This is a genomic window from Bartonella sp. MM73XJBT (assembly GCF_028618465.1).
In the GTDB taxonomy this organism is placed as follows: domain Bacteria; phylum Pseudomonadota; class Alphaproteobacteria; order Rhizobiales; family Rhizobiaceae; genus Bartonella.
In genome coordinates this window covers 102,243-118,866 of sequence record NZ_JAQISY010000005.1, presented here as the reverse complement: position 1 = coordinate 118,866, position 16,624 = coordinate 102,243, and the positions used below count along the sequence as shown (strand labels likewise).

Here is a 16,624-nt window from a genome sequence, read left to right as displayed (position 1 = left end):
ATCCATATGGATGACAGTGACAGAGCATCATCATCTGAATCGGAAAAAGCAGAAACAACACCTGAGAAAGAAGAGGAAGACAAAGAGAAGAAAGGCGGTGTTCTCGCAACCTATCATGATATCCGCACTGGTGAAAAAAAAGAAGTCAAAGTTGGTAATCCGCCGTTTCATGAACTCAAATATACCTACCATAACCAATCAGAAGCGGTTGCGGCCATTGCTGCTTATTGCAACAAATCATCACGTGGGAAATCTTCTTTCTCATGTGATATCGGTGGTGATCCCTTTGTGCAAGCAGAAGCAAAGCTTATTCAAGAGCCCCCTTTTCGCCCCTATATTCCAGCAGAATGGCGCATCAAAAGTGTCAAACACAAGCTTGATAAGGCAGGTGGGTATACAACAAAAATAGAGTGCGAACTTTTTGATAAAGCCCAAGAAGATGCTGCAAAAAACGTAGCAAACACCACACCAGACAAAGACGATACCCTTGATCCAAACGCCCCACCCAATGCATGCGACGAAGGAGACGGCGTCATCCATATGGATAAAGAAGATATAGAATAGATTATCATGATTTTCCGTAAAACACTGTTGTTTAGGGCTAGCAAATATTTACTATACTCAACGCTGATATCAAGTGTGTGGAACAGATCGTTCAAGAGGTTGTACAGCCAAGCGAAGCCCCATAGTACGCAGCAAAACATTTAAACTGCGGAGCTCTGGATTACCTTTTTCTGAAAGTGTCCGGTAAAGCTGTGTTGGATTCAGGTTGGCTGCTTTAGCGACAGCTTGAACACCACCATAAGCTTTTGCCATTTGACGAAGTGTTACAAGCAATTCCCCCTGGTCACCATCTGCTAAGATAGCATCAAGGGTAGCTGCTACCAACTCAGGATCATCATAGAATATTTCTGCCATCGCATCATCATGGTTACGGTCTTTCATTCTTACACTCCTTTAATCTTTACGGTTTTGCCAATCACGCCAGCAAGCACATGCGCGAGTGATATCAGTGTCTTGTGTTTTTTTAGTACCACCGCATAAGAGCAATAATACGGTCTTGCCAGACTGGGCATAATAAACGCGGTAACCAGGACCAATATTCATACGCAATTCATAGACACCATCACGAAGCGGTTTGAAATCGCCAAAGTTTCCTTGCTCTAAACGATTAAGACGGCGAATAATTGCAGCTTTAGCCTGCACATCACGCAGCTTTCGCAGCCAATCAGTTATCAAGTCTTTGCCATCAGAGGTAAGGTAGTGACGTATTTCAAACATAATCTATATTCGTTTATAAACGAATATTTGTCAAGATAGAAAGAAATTTATTTTTAGATTTTCACTCAGCCTCACCTTGTGTGGGGCTTTTTTTATGGAGAATTTTATGCGAAAAATATCACAAGAGGGTCTTACACTCATCAAACAATGGGAAGGCTTGCGTTTGAATGCCTATAAAGACGCCATTGGTGTATGGACAATCGGTTATGGACATACCAACAGTGCTGGCAAACCTTTTGTCCACAAAGGCATGACAATGACCGAAAAACAAGCCGAAGAACTTCTTCGCCAAGATTTAAGACAATTTGAAAATACCGTTGAACAAGCGGTTCAAGTTTCCTTAACCGATGAACAATTCGCAGCCTTGGTCTCCTTTTGCTATAATGTAGGAACAGGAGCCTTTTGCAATTCGACCCTATTAAAAAAACTCAATAACGGTGAATATGAAGCAATCCCAACCGAATTACAGAAATGGACCAAAGCCGGTGGTAAGCGCTTGCAAGGTCTTGTCCACCGACGTGTCGCAGAAGCAGGCTTGTGGGCGAAAGGGGCATTTGTTTCCTCCAACTATCAAACCGTAGAAACACAAGCACCAACAGGGCTTTTCAAAGCCGAAGCCATTGCACCAATTATTGGTTCTTTCTCAGGTCTTGGCGGCTTACTAGCAGGCAATGGTCCAGTGCAATGGGCTTTGGCAACCATTATGATCTTAGCGGCATGTGCTGGTATTTTCTTTGTTGCTAAACGTTTTCAAGAGCACCGCCTATGATGTTCTGGATGAAAAAAAATCTCTTGCTCACAGGTGCGGCACTAGCCGCTTTTTTTATGGCTTTGGCCAAAGCTTTTACCCTTGGCAAAAAGAGTGAACAGCAAAAGCAAACAGAAAAAACTTTAAAAGCAGCAACAACACGGCTGGAGGTGGAAAATGAAGTTAATCAGAAAAGCGATGCTGATGTGCGCACTGCTCTCTCTCGCTGGTTGCGCGACAAATAAGTATGTCTCTTGTGTTGGTTGGTTGCCTATTTATTTAGAGAGGCAAGATGTTAACGTTATCAGTTCAAACTTAGCAAGAGATATCTTAAAACATAACACCCTAGGTGAACGTTTGTGTGGATGGGAACATGGCTAGAAGAAAAACAAGAGACGATATAGAGCTTACAGAAGCGGAAAAAGAAATCCTTCAAGAAATCATCATGACCTACAAAAGTGTAAAAGTGATGTCGCGTTATACGAAATGGATTGTACTTATTATACTCTTATTAGCGCTTGATTTTTCACGTATCCTAGATGCCATAGAGAGTATTTTTACACAAAAACCAAATATCCGACTCTAAACATACTCTGAGACGCGCGAAATTCTTTAGAAAATGGTTTCTTAATTTTGCACGTCTCATGGAGGCTATCAATAATAGCTTTACACATTTAAAATAGTGGATTTCAAAGAATTATTAGAAAATGTTGGAGGAAAAAGATGAGCTTTGTAACGGTATGTTGGAAAATCCTATTCCCGAACTTTTGTTAACGCTCCCGAACCTTTAAAAAGATTACAAAGAATCAATATGTTATACATAGAAGAAAATTGGATGGCGGAGAGAGAGGGATTCGAACCCTCGATATGATTTCTCATATACACGCGTTCCAGGCGTGCGCCTTCAACCACTCGGCCACCTCTCCAGAGGTTTGAACACTATACCCAGAAAGAAATAACGTGCAAGCCTAAACTATATACTCAAAATTTAAAAACAACTTTATTTACCAAAATAAGATGGGATACTTATTGAAATACAAGCACATCTTCTCCTTTTAAGAAGAAAATTTTTCCGTGGATATAGACAGCTAAATATGATCACTAATAAATCAGTCAGTTCTAGCTCACACGCTATCTTTTTACTCATGAATAACACTATTATTGATTATACTGCCTAATGTTTTTTTAACAAAGCATTACTCAAAACCCGTTATCACTCATTGCCTCTCATAATCAGCTAAATAAAAGGCTGTATTAATCTGTCGTTCTCCAACATTTAAATATGCTTCATAGATATAATAAAATTCATTCTAACAAAAACAATTCATAATGCGCTTGCTTTTTCAAATTGCAATTCGGCGCACTCTCTTCCTCTTAAAGTTTCTTATTACTTTATATCATTGCTAAGGGTGCGTACAGCTCGCGCAGTCTCACACTGTAATGCTTTTTTTGCTAAAATTTTCATATCTTCAAAACTATGAGCTTGCAAACACGCTTTGACTGAAGCAATATCACAGGATATCATAGAAAGTTCATTAATTCCCAATCCAGTCAAAATCATTGCTGCAAAAGGATCGCCAGCCATACCGCCACAAACACTAACCCAACACCCGTGTTTTTCTGCACCTTGAACAGTTTGATGTATCATGCGTAAAACTGCTGGATCAAGACTATCAGCTTCAGAAACGAGATAAGGATTCTGTCTATCAACAGCCATTGTATATTGTGTTAAGTCATTGGTTCCAATCGAAAAAAAATCAACATAAGCACTTAAAACATCTGCCATAATGGCAGCTGCTGGAACTTCAATCATAATACCAAGCTTTAATTTTGGTGCATCAATATCGTTGCGAATTTCTTCTGTGATCTTTTTTATAGACAAAATTTCTGAAACAGACATGACCATTGGAAACAGAATCCATAGATCTCCACCTTCTTTTGCAACTCGATAGAGAGCACGTAACTGAGGAACCAAAAGATCACGCCGTCGCAACAAAAGCCGCGTTCCCCTAACACCCAAAAAGGGGTTGTCCTCTTTAGACAAATGTAAATGTGTAACCTGTTTATCCCCACCAATATCAAGTGCACGAACAATTAATGGCTTATCTCCTACTGCTGCAATCATCGCACGGTACACATCAAATTGTGCGTCTTCATCTGGAATATGTGGACTATCTAAAAACAAAAATTCTGTACGCATGAGCCCAACACCCTCAGCCCCTAAATCTAGTGCAATAGGAACCTGATTTGCGTAGTTGACATTAGCCATGATACGAATTCTTTGGCCATCTGTCGTTTGTATTGGTAATTTACACACACCTATCTCATGGACACGCTTTTGCGTGGCAATACTTATCTGCCTTTGAGCATCCTCAACATCTTCAGCAGCAGGATCAAGATAAACAAACCCGTTATCGCCATCAATAATAGCTTGGACACCACACTCAACTGATAAAATATCTACACCCATAGCGACAACCATCGGAATACCAAGGGTACGTGCCAAAATAGACGTATGAGAGAGTGGACCTCCCCATGCCGTTGCTAACCCTTGTACTTTTGTACAATCAAGCTGCGCTACATCAGAAGGAGAGAGATCACCCGTAACCAGAATAACACCGCGTGGAATATCATTTAAAAAGAATGATCTATAGGATGGATTGATTTCTCCTAAAACACGACGACCAACATCAATTAAATTAACAGCACGTCCTGCTAATATAGGATTGTCTATCTTAGAGAACATATCTGTAAATTGCCGAACTGCTCTATCCCAAGACCAAGCGACACCATGACCTTCTGCCATAAAACGATAAGCCTGAGCTATCAAATTTTCATCTTCAAGCAAAACCATTTGTGCAGAAAAAATCGCAGCCGAATCTGCACCCATACGTGCTGTAATATCAGCAATAACAGATGCCATTTTATGTTTTGTTTTTGTAAGAGCATTTTCAAGACACGCTGCACCAGCTGCAAAACCTATTGGCTGATCTATTATGGAAATATCGTTTTGCTTTAAAACAAAAATCTTGCCAAAAGCTAACCCTGAACTTGCCCCAACACCAGAGATCTCTTTTTGTCTGAAACGTGGATACCAACCATGAAAAGTCTTTGTTTGAGATTCCATTTCTCTCACCATACACTTTTCACTTATACTCACTTTCTTCACAACAGAAATCGCATTCTTAAGAAGTTGTGTACCTTCTACAGCATCCGTTGAAAAAATGAGAACATCACCGTTTTTTGCTCCTAATTGCAATAAACCAACCAAATTTTTCATTTCAACGGCATATTGACCGTGGCGAACTCTGATAGAGCTTTGAACTTTTTTCGCAAAATCAACCCAAAGAGAAGCTGGGCGCGCATGAAGACCACTTGGATAATCTAAAGTCCATGCTAGACACACTGAAAGATCACCTATAGATGCCTTTCCTATTTTCATGTCCTTACCAAAAAGAGTTGTGACAATCTGTTGTTTGTCAGCAGTTGTCAAAAGTGTTTCAAGCCGTTCCTTATCAAATAAAAGAGGTGTTAACTGTTGGCAAATTTCTCTATAGCGATCCGCACAAGCAGCAATGGCAATAACCAAACGCGCCTTATTTCCATCCCACCACTCAACACCAGCAGGAATCTGTATAACAGCAATAGCATCCCTGATAATCAAATCACCACTTTCAAACATTCCGTGGGGAATTGCTATACCATTCCCAAACCAAGTATTCGTTATTGATTCACGTTTGAGCATACTTGCTAGATAACATTTGTTAACAGCACCAACCTGCACAAGCAATTCAGCAGCAGCATGGATCACATCATGCTTATGATCAAAAGTAGCTGCAAGCTGTACAGATCTGACAGACAAGATTTCACCCTCATTAAAATCTGTATCCATTGCCTCCACTTCCTCACGTCTCATAATAAATTTAAACTGCCTCACATTTAAGTATGAATCTGTCTGATCAATTTCATTTCAAAGCCGCAGTTTTCAAAAATACAAACGATCAATAACACTACAATTTGCCTCTGTTATACAGAAGATAACTTAAGTAAAGCATCCAAATGCCCCAACATGACTGATTCAATAATTGGAAAACAACAGCACCAAAATTGCCCTAAAACTATCATAGGCAAATATGATTTTCCTTCTGTACTTCACAAAGACAAATGCCCCGCTCTTTACATACCCAACTTACTAAAAAACTATTTTAAAAAATGCTCCCACTCTCCCAAGTTACTCTATATAACTTGTTATTATTCCCCATTACTAAGAAAGCCATTCCCCCATCATCTGCAACTTTAACTGATCTCCTCTCAACTCAGCAAGCCATATTTCTCTCTTTGCTTCTCTCTGATCCACTACAGAACACAAATACCTCCACGTCATTTTCCTCTTTAAAATCCGGCGTCGCTAAATATCTCATAACATAAAATCCTCACCATATCATTTTAACGATATCATATGTTTTCCTTTCTCAAATCAATAATGCAACCACATAGCCCCTCTGTCTCCGCACCAGTTAAGTATCTCTCCCTAAAAATATGTGAGATTGCTAAAGAAAATAAAATTATAAAATGAAAAACGCTTTTAGCTTAGATCAATCTTCTCTTAAATACTGATAGAATTTATATTCATAACATCCCATAATAGATAGATCAAAAAAACCTCGATATCACTGATTACATACCTGTCATTTCGATCATCTCAAACCACGACTCCTTAAAGGTGATTTCCCCTCTTCTAGATGGTCCTTCCCTAAAAACATTTCATTTCAAAATAGTTTTGATCAACACTTTGTATAACCTCTTTTAAATATTTTTTCTCTCCCAAACGGATAACCCCATCAATATCTATAACCGTTTAAAGAATATTTATGTACACCCTTAACCTCTGCAAATTTGTTCACCCTTACCCAAATGATCAAGCAAATATTCCCATCAAATTTCTCTAAAATTCTCTGAAAAGATAAATTATTGAGCATTTTTTGCACGTCAAAAGAAAAAATCTTCTTACTCATATTATACACCAACTTATCGGAAAGTTCTATCACCGTATCAACGTCTTCATTACAAACTCAATAGAGTCGTCATTTTTTCATTATTTGAGAAAAATAGTTGCCTAAATTCTACCGTTTCAATTATCTACATGCTTCTGTGTTTATTATACCATCAACAAAAAAAGGGAAAGATAGTATCCTATCTTTCCCTTTTTAATATTCATGATCTTACCACTAAATTCCAATGAAATTTCGGCTTATATAGAAAATATTATAATCTATTCTGATGCCTCTCCCACAGGAATGACCGAAACATAGGAACGATTATTGGCTTTTCTTTGAAAAGAAACTACGCCATTTGACAGTGCAAAAAGGGTATGGTCTTTTCCAATACCAACATTGTTACCAGGATGCCAGCGTGTACCACGCTGGCGAATAATAATATTTCCAGCGATAACGGCTTCACCACCAAATTTTTTAACGCCAAGACGTTTCGATTCTGAATCGCGACCATTACGCGAGGAACCACCAGCTTTTTTATGTGCCATGGACGTTCTCCTTTAATCTTCTTTATTCTTTGATGCTCCTGCCGCTTTTTGGGGCGGCATAGTCTTTTTTTCAGCTGCTTTCTTAGCTGTTTTTTTAACAGAAGGAACCGCTTTTGTTTCCTCTTTTAATGCAGTTGCTTCTTCTTTTTCTTTAATTGGTTTTGTTGCTGCTTTTTTAGGTTTTGCACCACCCATTAAAACTTCTAAAATACGCAGTGTTGTTAGCTCTTGGCGATGACCACGCGTACGTTTCGAATTTTGACGACGACGCTTCTTAAATGCAATAACCTTACGTCCACGTATTTGCTCTACAATTTCAGCCGTAACTAAAGCATCCGCAACAACAGGAGCACCAATAACCGCATCACCCTCTTGCCCTACCATCAATACATCATTAAATTCAATGATGTCACCGGCAGTGCCAATAATTTTTTCAACTCTCACCACTTGGTTAGCAATAACGCGGTATTGCTTACCACCAGTTTTAATGACTGCGAACATTTTTTATCCTTTCGTTCACTCCAGCTCTTATTTAACTCTTATTGAATTTCTACCTTGTCAATAAGGAAAAATAGGCCGCTTTTTATCAGTCGTAATCAATTTTAAAAGAAGGATAAAATACCCCTCTAAACACAAATATGCGCAGATTTCTCCGCGCTTGTATTTCGCATATATGACGGAATTTCTCTTCTCTGTCAATAAACCCCCATAAAAAAACAAAAAAGGGTTGTACTAGGAGCAATTGAAGTTTATCTACCCGTCATATACTTATGATAGTATAAATCTTGTTGTGCTTTTATACGGAGAGATGGCTGAGTGGTTGAAAGCACCGCACTCGAAATGCGGCATAGGGGCAACTCTATCGGGGGTTCAAATCCCTCTCTCTCCGCCAAAGCGCTCAATAAAGTATCTTTTTTAAATTATTTTTAATGCATGTGTGTAGCTTGCCGGCAGATTTTGTATATTTTGACACCTAGTTTTGTATCAATGTTATTCTTTTCAAAGTTTTTTAAGGGGTTCTCAAAGGATTTTCAGGGACCTTTCAGAGATCATTTAAAATCCCTTTAACAAGTCTTTTTTTCTTTTAAAGGTCACAATTTTTGAGAGTAGGTCATCAACAGAAATCGTATTATAGGAATTACATTATTTGAGAAGCAGCATACATAAAATGCTATGATTTCTTTCAGTGTAAATTGGCTGAAGGCTTTTTGGATTTCTGGCACGTTATTAAAAAACAAAAGAAATTTTGAAGAATTCGGTCAAGTTGACCGAATTGTGCTTCAATTTAATCTAGTGGACAAACACGAATAATGTGGCCGTCGGGATCTTTGATGAGGAAGGTACGTCCAAATATGTCAGTATATGGTTCCTTCAAGACATTTATCTCAACAGTGGTTTGCTCTTGCCATTCCGCATAGAGCTTATCTACATCTTCTCCAGTAGGCAACATAATACCAATTTCTGAAAAACGAGGCACATTTTCCTCAGGCGTATCACCCCCAGACCAAAGTGCAAAGAGTGCATCACACGAAGAAGCAAATGCAACATAGCGTGGCGAAATGAATACAGGCTCTTTCTTAAAGATGAATTTGTAAAAAGCAGTAGAATACTCTACGTTTGATACGTATACTAACTGTAGGTTTGGGGTAACAGGATAAGTAGAAATATTACTCATAAATCCTCCGTGATTTAGTAGCTGTTGCTTGACACGATATACCTATTAGAGGATATCTCAATAAGAGTTTGTGATGCTTCCATTCGCAGTGTGCTCTATTTATATCTTTTTACTCGCTTATTGCTCGAAGCCACTACTTTATAGTCTTCTCTAACCTGATTTTACCACCAATATAAGCAGCTGCTGATGTGATAGGATCAACCGATTTTAATTTTTTATGATTGTCCGCTCTTTGTTGATTTTCTGCTGCTAAAATTCAATTAACAAACAATCTATGAATGATAAATGTACATAAAATGGTGAATTATAACGCATTCTTCTCTCATAAATCCCTTTTCCACCTGATTTAGAATTACTATAACTTATGTTGCGACACTGTATTGATTTATAATGGTAATTTACCTTTTTGCATGTTAAATGACAGTCTCGAATATTGTAAAGTGCTCTCCTTTTACGTCATAAGCTGAGGATGAGGGTGTGAATTAAGAAATTAAAAGCTCTTTATAGACTATTAAATACAAGGATTATCGCAATATTTTGAGCTGATAAATAGAATGATGCGGGCTTACTCTCTCATAAGCGTAAAGATGGTGGTACACAATGGATTCTGCGTTATTTTGCACGTCTTGCCTGAATATGTGCTAACAATCCTAATGTTGAGCTATCGCGTTTATCTGCTTTATTTTCTCCGCGAAGTATTGGTAACAATTCATCTGCTAATTCTTTACCAAGCTCAACCCCCCATTGATCAAATGAATTAATGTCCATTAAAATACCTTCGACAAAAATACGATGCTCATAAAGTGCGATGAGACGACCGAGCGCAAAAGGTGTCAATAAATCCTGAATCAACATAATACTGGGGCGGTTTCCTGCAAAGCTTCTATGAAGTGCTAATTTATCCGCTTCACACGCATCAATGCCATTTTTTAAAAGAATACGCCGCGTATCTTCGACACTGCGTCCTTTCATTAAGGCCTTGGATTGCGCTAAGCAGTTTGCTATCAACATATCATGCATAGGACATAAATTTTGCTCATGCCCTTTGATAAACAAAATAAATTCTACAGGAATAACATCTGTTCCTTGATGCAGAAGCTGAAAAAAAGCATGTTGTCCATTGGTTCCTGAATCTCCCCAAACAACTGGACCACTTGAAAAATTTAATGGTTTGCCTTCCAAAGAAACTTGCTTACCGTTGGACTCCATATCAAGTTGCTGTAAATAAGCTGGAAAATGCTCTAAACGTTGTGCATAGGGAATAACAGCACGCGATGAATAACCACAAATAACACGATGCCAAAATCCTAAAAGTGCGAAGCGAATAGGAATATTTTTATGGAAAGCCATTGTTTTAAAATGCTGATCCATTTGGAGAGCGCCTTGGAGAAACTGACGAAAATTATGCCCCCCTATTGCTAACATCACAACAAGACCAATAGCTGACCAAATTGAATAACGGCCTCCAACCCAATCCCAAAATCGAAAAACTCTCGAAGAATCTATGCCAAATTCCTCTACTTTATCAAGGACACTCGAAACAGCAACAAAATGTTTACAAACAGCCGTTTCCCCTAAATGTGAACGAATCCATTGACGTGCAACTTGAGCATTTGCCATTGTTTCAGCCGTTGTAAAAGTTTTAGAAGCAATGACAAATAGTGTTGTTGCTGGATTCAAAACAGAGAGAACATCAAAAATATCTGCACTATCCGCATTAGAAACAAAATGGCAATGGGGACCATCATGATAAGGTTTTAATGCACGTGTAACCATCGCCGGTCCAAGATCAGAACCACCAATACCAATATTTACAATATCGGTTATCTTCTCACCACCATGCCCCTTATAGCTGCCATCACGCACTCTTTCAGAAAATCTCTCCATATCATGGAGAACAGCTTGAATATCCTGAATCAAATCATGGCCATCCAACATGAAAACTTCATCAGCAGGTAAACGGAGTGCAATATGAAGAACTGAGCGCTTTTCCGTTGTATTAATAGCCTGCCCCGAAAACATTGCTTCACGCCTGCCTAACACATCTGCTGCAACAGCCAAATCATCTAGGAGTTGCAATGTTTTAAACGTTACGCCACATTTTGAAAAATCAAAAAGGAGATCGTCAAGTCTTAAAAAAAAATGGGAAAAACGCTGTTTATCTTCCAAAAAATGCCTACGGATGTCACTCACACCATCCTTTGTAGCGTGTTCTCTTAAAGCCTTCAAAATACCCTCAAAAGCTTTCTCGTTCCGTAGCGACAAACGATCTTTCATAGATTTATCCCGTACAGTTATGACAATGAAATCTACACACAAAACGCATCATAAAATAGTGAATACCTCCTTTATTACTCATCCTTTTACTGCTCACATACAAAATGAAGGGGTATAAAGAAGAAAAATAAGACCCGAAAACGACATTTTTAAAACAAATAAAAAACTTCTCAATTTTTTTATCAAATGTATCATTCAACTTGGCTGAGTTCTGTTGCTAAACGTACCGCTTCTTCTGCTTTTGGCCTTACAAAACTTCCAAGAAAAAGATAAACAACCGGTGTGACGTACAACGTAAAAATAGTTGCTAAACCCAGACCACCAACAATAACCCAACCTAAAGCTACACGTGCTTCGGCACCAGCACCTTTGGCTAATACTAAAGGAATTCCTCCTAAAATGGCACAAATCATCGTCATACAAACTGGACGAAGACGAATATTTGCCGCTTCTTCTATAGCCTCACGAACAGTTTTGCCTTGATTTCGTAATTGATCTGCAAACTCAACAATGAGGATACCATTTTTGGCCATAACTCCAATCAACAAAATCAAGCCAATTTGACTGTAAATATTAAGGCTGACACCGCTCAACAACATAGCAATCACAGCGCAACCAATCCCTAATGGTACGGTCGCCATGATAATAAATCCTGAAATAAAACTTTCAAACTGTGCAGCTAAAACCAAGAGAATAATCACAAAGGCAATTCCAAATACAATCATAAAATTGGAAGATGTTTCATCAAGCGTTGCCGCCTCCCCTAAAGGAACCACATAGTTCCCTTTTGATAACAGAGGAGCAGCAATTTTTTGTACAGTCTGATAAGCGTCCCCTAAAACAACCCCTGGAGCAAGATTGGCACTTAAAATAACAGCATTCATACGTTTTTCCCGTTTTAATTGGGGCGCAATAGCTTTTTCATGTAAATTTGCAACGACAGATAAAGGAACATATTGTTTTCCTTTTGTTTTTAAAAAGATATTTTCCAAATCATGAGGACTTCTCATAGGATTCTTCCGCGAAGTCAGTTTAACATCATAAGAATGATCATCTACATAGATGGAACCTATCTTTTTACCATCCAACATTGCTTGTAATGTATTGCCCAAATTAGTGATATCAATCCCTAAATCCGCAGCTTTTTCTCGATTCATTTCAATAAAAAATTGTGGTTGCGTTGCATCAACAGTAAGACGTGGACGAATAAAATGTGGATCAGCTTGTAGGGCACTCACAAGCTGATCAGCAATTGGCTGCAATTTTGTGTAATCATTGCCAAGAATTGCAAATTGCAACCCTTGCCCTGTTCCTCTCACACCTAAAGAATTTCCCTGCGCTGCAAACACAAAAACTGCTGGAAACTGTCTTACCTTTGCATTAACATCTTTTACAATCTCTTGTTGACTACGCAAGCGTTTATCCCAAGATGAAAGCAACAAAACCAAAAAAGCAGTATTGGGCGAACCCCCAACCCCCGCAATAGAGTAGCTATTAACAATCTCTCCAGCATCACGTAAAGGTTGTAAACTTGCTTCAATCTGCTCTACTTGCTCATTGAGATATTGTGTTGAAATACCCTGTGGTCCATTAATGACTAAAAAGATAAGAGCCCTATCTTCTGCTGGTGTTAATTCCTGTTGTAATTTCGTATAGCCTCCAACACAAAGACACGCAAAAATAAGCGAAGCAAAAACAACTGTCCAAGGCCTTTCTAAACATTTATGCAAACTATAAGCATACCATTTGCTAAAAAAAGAGCCTAATTTATCCAGAAAAGCAAAGTAATGTTCCCCTTCTCCATTACCCTCAACATGTCCCTTAAGAAAGCGTGAAGCTAACATGGGACAAAGCGTCAAAGCTACAATAGAAGAAAGTAGAATCGAAATTGCTAATACAAAACCAAATTCTCTAAAAAGTCCCCCTACTTGCCCAGGAAGAAATGAAATAGGCACAAAAACAGCAACGAGAGTTAATGTTGTTGCTAAAACAGCAAAAAATACTTCCCTTGTTCCTAACACTGCTGCTGCCCGAGAACCTAATCCCATATTACGCCACCGAACAATATTCTCAAGCACAACAATCGCATCATCCACCACGAGCCCTGTTGCCAAAACAAGTCCCAAAAATGTGAGAATATTTAACGAAAATCCTACAAGATAAATGGCAGCAATTGTACCAATCAAAGCAACAGGAATAGATAAAGCGGGAATAAGTGTTACACGAATATCTCTCAGAAAGAGAAAAATAACTAAGATAACGCTGAGAATAGCAATAATCAGTGCAACCTCAACCTCATGAAGTGCACTTTTAATAAAAAGTGCATCATCACTAATAACACTCATATGCACAGAAGAAGGAACAACAGTTTTAAGATGATCAAGAGCTTCTCGAACACCTTGAGAAATATTAAGGGTATTGGATTGTGCTTTACGCACAATCCCCAACCCAATGCCTGTCTTTCCATTGATACGAAGAATAACCGTTTCCACATCAGGTGATAAAGTAACATGCGCAACATCACCAAGATGCACATGTGGTTTTAAAACAACTTGTTCAAAAGCTTCTGATGTCGTTAAACGCGCGGTAGCACGTACAATTAAAGTCTGCTTAGAATTACGTAATGACCCTACCGGTACATCCGTTGCCATATCAGAAAGTACACGTGAAATATCTGCTACAGTTAACCCATAGCTAGCAAGCTTTGCTTGATCAACATCAATTTGAAAAATCTTTGTACCAGCACTATCAACCTGTACATCACCAACACCATCAACAGCGGACAGTGCATCGACAATTTGGTCATTTACAACCGTTGTTAAATCATCAATATTCATGGTTGATGAAGTCACAACCAAATACATCATCGCAGCAGCATTCGAATCTGCTTTAATAATCATAGGTGAATCAGCATTTGGAGGCAAAGAATAAGCAATACGAGAGAGAGCATCACGAATATCAGATGCTGCAATATTTAAATCAACCCCAACATTAAAATGAACCTCTACACGAGAACGGCCAAAAGAAGAACTTGAAGAAATCGTTTTAACACCTGAAACACGAGCAACAGCATCTTCTATAACTTTTGTAATTTCTCGATCAATTGTTTCCGCCGATGCACCAGAAAAAGTGGTCATAATTGTTGTTACTGGAGTATCAACATCGGGGAGTTCGCGTACATCAACATTCAACCATGCAGCAAATCCTGCAATCATAATCATCGCATTCAAAACAAAGGTGAAAACTGGTCTGCGAATAAATAATGCAATCATCCCACCTTGCTCGACCTGTGCTAAAGGATGTTTGGTGCTCAATTCTTGACTCATTGTACATCCTGCTCACGAAGTGTTGATAATTGCTGTTGATCGGTTTTTGGATCATCAATAATCACTTGGCTTCCTGAATGAAGCATCTGCACTCCCTGTATGACAACTTGATCACCATTTTTTAAGGAGGCTTTCACAAATACCTGATCTGCTTTATGCTGAATAATTGATACTGGAACGGATTCTACCTTACCCTCCCTCACACGCCAAACAAATGATCCTTTGCTGTTCCATTGAATTGCAAGAGGATTCACAACAGGGAAAGAACCTCCATGAAATTGCAAAGCAATAGAAAAAGACATACCAGACATGAAGGTATCTTTTTCATTCTTGATTTTAACCTGAACATGAAGTGTACGGCTTTCTGGATCAACGATATTATCAATCGCATGAATATAACCAACAAAAATTTTATCAGGCTGTGCTGTTAATGTCGCTGTTACTTCATCTCCTTTATGGATATGCGATATGTAACGTTCAGGAACCCATATATCGACTAAAATACGTTCTCTATTCTCAATACGACCTATTACGGTATTGGGAGTCACAGCATTGCCTTCACCAATGGGTAAAATGCCAATAATTCCACTAATTGGTGCTCGAATTATTCGCCTATCAAGATCTAACTCAGCATTACGCAAAGCCAAATTTGCGTTATCCAGTTCTAAGTGGGCAGTAATCTCCTGAACCTCTGTTGCTGTTTTGCTGGCACGTAATTTAAGAATACGTGAAAGTGTTAACGCACTATTATCACGTTGTACTTTTGCTTTTGCAACTGCTATTTCTTCCTTTTTAGAATCAAGCTTTGCAATTACATCACCCACTTGTACTTTCGTACCAGCTGACACAAAAATCTTATCAACAATGCCTGATGACCAAGGCGTTAATTCTACAAAAGCTAATGCTTGTCCACTGCCAAGCGCATTCAACTGTTCATAAAAATCTTTAATTTTTACAAGATCAACAACAACATGCGTTGGCAGACTACCGCTAGGCATTTTTGAAGTTTTATGCGATATATTTATCGTTTTATCCACTACAGAAATGCGTTGCTGTGAACTTTGTTTGCCTGCCCAATAAGTAACCATCAAAACGATAACGAGAAATACCAGTGGAAAGGCTTTTTTAAACAGCTTCATACATCTACCCTTGCTGTGTCATGAATATGTAAATTTATCTGAAACAGTCCTTAACAGTAACATCCGAGTTTCATACAACAACCGAACTGCAGGTAGCGCATCTTAGCCCCCACCGCAAAAAACGTATCTCATGTTTCGTTTGACTATCTTTCGTAAACGAAAAGGTCAAGTTAACTATCGTTCATCTTAAATGATACTGTTTACAAAATACAAAAACAACCGTCTCAAAATCCAACTAAAACCTGAAAAATAGAGCAGTCTTTTTAAAAATATATCATAAACGGAGAGGTAAAATTTTTATTTCCACCAAGTTTTGCTTGCAATTCCTTCATGAAACGATTAGGAACCCTTTGTCTTAGGTAAGATAGAAAATTGGAAATCTATGCACCCGTAGCTCAGCTGGATAGAGCACCAGACTACGAATCTGGGGGTCAGGAGTTCGAATCTCTTCGGGTGCGCCATTTTTATAAGTCTCTATTTTCCTCAGTAGTGGGGTTTAATAATACTTCTTTTATTGAACTATTTCCCATTGTATTTATGGCGTTGTCAGATTGCATCATACTTGCTCCTTAATAATTGCGAATCAAAGCTTCTTTTCGAGATATTTTTAGATACAGCAGATATTTAATGCGTTTT

At 38.5% G+C, this 16,624-nt stretch carries 13 protein-coding genes, 3 tRNA genes and 1 pseudogene; 7 read left to right on the top strand and 10 right to left on the bottom strand.

The genetic code is table 11. The annotated features are described in order from the left end of the window. A pseudogene (locus tag PVV69_RS03230) lies at positions 1 to 564 on the top strand (late control protein); the annotation flags it as partial. A 69-nt stretch (positions 565 to 633) separates the two neighbouring features. Here PVV69_RS03230 and PVV69_RS03225 read toward each other — a convergent pair. Both PVV69_RS03225 and PVV69_RS03220 read right to left on the bottom strand, forming a co-directional pair. Then, positions 634 to 945: a DNA-binding protein gene (locus PVV69_RS03225; RefSeq protein WP_273756413.1), complete on the bottom strand. Its 312-nt coding sequence runs from the start codon at positions 943 to 945 to the stop codon at positions 634 to 636. Positions 946 to 957: 12 nt separating this feature from the next. Beyond that, positions 958 to 1,281: a type II toxin-antitoxin system RelE/ParE family toxin gene (locus tag PVV69_RS03220; RefSeq protein WP_273756412.1), complete on the bottom strand. Its 324-nt coding sequence runs from the start codon at positions 1,279 to 1,281 to the stop codon at positions 958 to 960. Between the two features lie 106 nt (positions 1,282 to 1,387). On the opposite strand from PVV69_RS03220, the gene PVV69_RS03215 reads away from it, so the two are divergent. Genes PVV69_RS03215 through PVV69_RS03200 form a run of 4 tightly spaced genes read left to right on the top strand, consistent with a single transcriptional unit; the run spans position 1,388 to position 2,615 of the window. Further along, positions 1,388 to 2,050, top strand: a complete 663-nt coding sequence (locus PVV69_RS03215) for a lysozyme (protein WP_273756411.1) — start codon at positions 1,388 to 1,390, stop codon at positions 2,048 to 2,050. After that, the gene (locus PVV69_RS03210; protein ID WP_273756410.1) at positions 2,047 to 2,274 is read left to right on the top strand and encodes a hypothetical protein; all 228 of its coding nucleotides are present in this window, start codon (positions 2,047 to 2,049) and stop codon (positions 2,272 to 2,274) included. Before PVV69_RS03215 ends, PVV69_RS03210 begins: the two co-directional genes overlap by 4 nt. Beyond that, positions 2,207 to 2,410 (top strand): hypothetical protein, encoded by a 204-nt coding sequence (locus PVV69_RS03205; protein WP_273756409.1) that lies wholly within the window; start codon positions 2,207 to 2,209, stop codon positions 2,408 to 2,410. The genes PVV69_RS03210 and PVV69_RS03205 overlap by 68 nt, the downstream gene beginning before the upstream one ends. Continuing rightward, a complete protein-coding gene (locus PVV69_RS03200) occupies positions 2,403 to 2,615 on the top strand; it encodes a hypothetical protein (protein ID WP_139413584.1) in 213 nt (70 codons plus the stop codon). Before PVV69_RS03205 ends, PVV69_RS03200 begins: the two co-directional genes overlap by 8 nt. 250 nt (positions 2,616 to 2,865) lie before the next feature. On the opposite strand, the gene PVV69_RS03195 is transcribed toward PVV69_RS03200, so the two are convergent. The 4 genes from PVV69_RS03195 to rplU form a co-directional block, all read right to left on the bottom strand. Further along, positions 2,866 to 2,955, bottom strand: a tRNA-Ser gene (locus tag PVV69_RS03195). A 461-nt stretch (positions 2,956 to 3,416) separates the two neighbouring features. Continuing rightward, positions 3,417 to 5,921 (bottom strand): phosphoenolpyruvate--protein phosphotransferase, encoded by a 2,505-nt coding sequence (ptsP, locus tag PVV69_RS03190; RefSeq protein WP_273756408.1) that lies wholly within the window; start codon positions 5,919 to 5,921, stop codon positions 3,417 to 3,419. A 1,380-nt stretch (positions 5,922 to 7,301) separates the two neighbouring features. Next, positions 7,302 to 7,571 (bottom strand): 50S ribosomal protein L27, encoded by a 270-nt coding sequence (rpmA, locus tag PVV69_RS03185; protein ID WP_273720166.1) that lies wholly within the window; start codon positions 7,569 to 7,571, stop codon positions 7,302 to 7,304. A 12-nt stretch (positions 7,572 to 7,583) separates the two neighbouring features. Beyond that, positions 7,584 to 8,072 carry a 50S ribosomal protein L21 gene (gene rplU, locus PVV69_RS03180; RefSeq protein ID WP_273756407.1) on the bottom strand — a complete coding sequence of 163 codons (489 nt, stop codon included), beginning with the start codon at positions 8,070 to 8,072 and terminating at the stop codon, positions 7,584 to 7,586. Positions 8,073 to 8,373: 301 nt separating this feature from the next. Between rplU and PVV69_RS03175 the strand changes: the two genes are divergently transcribed. Further along, a tRNA-Ser gene (locus tag PVV69_RS03175) sits at positions 8,374 to 8,463 on the top strand. Positions 8,464 to 8,856: 393 nt separating this feature from the next. Here the strand turns inward: PVV69_RS03175 and PVV69_RS03170 are convergent. The 4 genes from PVV69_RS03170 to PVV69_RS03155 form a co-directional block, all read right to left on the bottom strand. Next, on the bottom strand, positions 8,857 to 9,246 hold the full coding sequence (locus PVV69_RS03170) for a VOC family protein (protein ID WP_273756406.1): 390 nt from the start codon (positions 9,244 to 9,246) through the stop codon (positions 8,857 to 8,859). Between the two features lie 612 nt (positions 9,247 to 9,858). Further along, positions 9,859 to 11,523, bottom strand: coding sequence for a glucose-6-phosphate isomerase (gene pgi, locus PVV69_RS03165; RefSeq protein WP_273756405.1), 1,665 nt, complete (start codon positions 11,521 to 11,523; stop codon positions 9,859 to 9,861). Between the two features lie 191 nt (positions 11,524 to 11,714). Continuing rightward, on the bottom strand, positions 11,715 to 14,849 hold the full coding sequence (locus PVV69_RS03160; protein ID WP_273756404.1) for an efflux RND transporter permease subunit: 3,135 nt from the start codon (positions 14,847 to 14,849) through the stop codon (positions 11,715 to 11,717). Continuing rightward, positions 14,846 to 15,988 (bottom strand): efflux RND transporter periplasmic adaptor subunit, encoded by a 1,143-nt coding sequence (locus tag PVV69_RS03155; protein ID WP_273756403.1) that lies wholly within the window; start codon positions 15,986 to 15,988, stop codon positions 14,846 to 14,848. Before PVV69_RS03155 ends, PVV69_RS03160 begins: the two co-directional genes overlap by 4 nt. A gap of 384 nt (positions 15,989 to 16,372) precedes the next feature. On the opposite strand from PVV69_RS03155, the gene PVV69_RS03150 reads away from it, so the two are divergent. Continuing rightward, positions 16,373 to 16,449, top strand: a tRNA-Arg gene (locus PVV69_RS03150). The last annotated feature ends 175 nt before the right edge of the window (positions 16,450 to 16,624 follow it).

Excerpts from the sequence above, each read along its gene's own strand:
- PVV69_RS03225 (WP_273756413.1), bottom strand. The coding sequence starts at position 945 with ATGAAAGACCGTAACCATGATGATGCGATGGCAGAAATATTCTATGAT.
- PVV69_RS03220 (WP_273756412.1), bottom strand. The coding sequence starts at position 1,281 with ATGTTTGAAATACGTCACTACCTTACCTCTGATGGCAAAGACTTGATA.
- PVV69_RS03215 (WP_273756411.1), top strand. The coding sequence starts at position 1,388 with ATGCGAAAAATATCACAAGAGGGTCTTACACTCATCAAACAATGGGAA.
- PVV69_RS03210 (WP_273756410.1), top strand. The coding sequence starts at position 2,047 with ATGATGTTCTGGATGAAAAAAAATCTCTTGCTCACAGGTGCGGCACTA.
- PVV69_RS03205 (WP_273756409.1), top strand. The coding sequence starts at position 2,207 with ATGAAGTTAATCAGAAAAGCGATGCTGATGTGCGCACTGCTCTCTCTC.
- PVV69_RS03200 (WP_139413584.1), top strand. The coding sequence starts at position 2,403 with ATGGCTAGAAGAAAAACAAGAGACGATATAGAGCTTACAGAAGCGGAA.
- ptsP (WP_273756408.1), bottom strand. The coding sequence starts at position 5,921 with ATGGATACAGATTTTAATGAGGGTGAAATCTTGTCTGTCAGATCTGTA.
- rpmA (WP_273720166.1), bottom strand. The coding sequence starts at position 7,571 with ATGGCACATAAAAAAGCTGGTGGTTCCTCGCGTAATGGTCGCGATTCA.
- rplU (WP_273756407.1), bottom strand. The coding sequence starts at position 8,072 with ATGTTCGCAGTCATTAAAACTGGTGGTAAGCAATACCGCGTTATTGCT.
- PVV69_RS03170 (WP_273756406.1), bottom strand. The coding sequence starts at position 9,246 with ATGAGTAATATTTCTACTTATCCTGTTACCCCAAACCTACAGTTAGTA.
- pgi (WP_273756405.1), bottom strand. The coding sequence starts at position 11,523 with ATGAAAGATCGTTTGTCGCTACGGAACGAGAAAGCTTTTGAGGGTATT.
- PVV69_RS03160 (WP_273756404.1), bottom strand. The coding sequence starts at position 14,849 with ATGAGTCAAGAATTGAGCACCAAACATCCTTTAGCACAGGTCGAGCAA.
- PVV69_RS03155 (WP_273756403.1), bottom strand. The coding sequence starts at position 15,988 with ATGAAGCTGTTTAAAAAAGCCTTTCCACTGGTATTTCTCGTTATCGTT.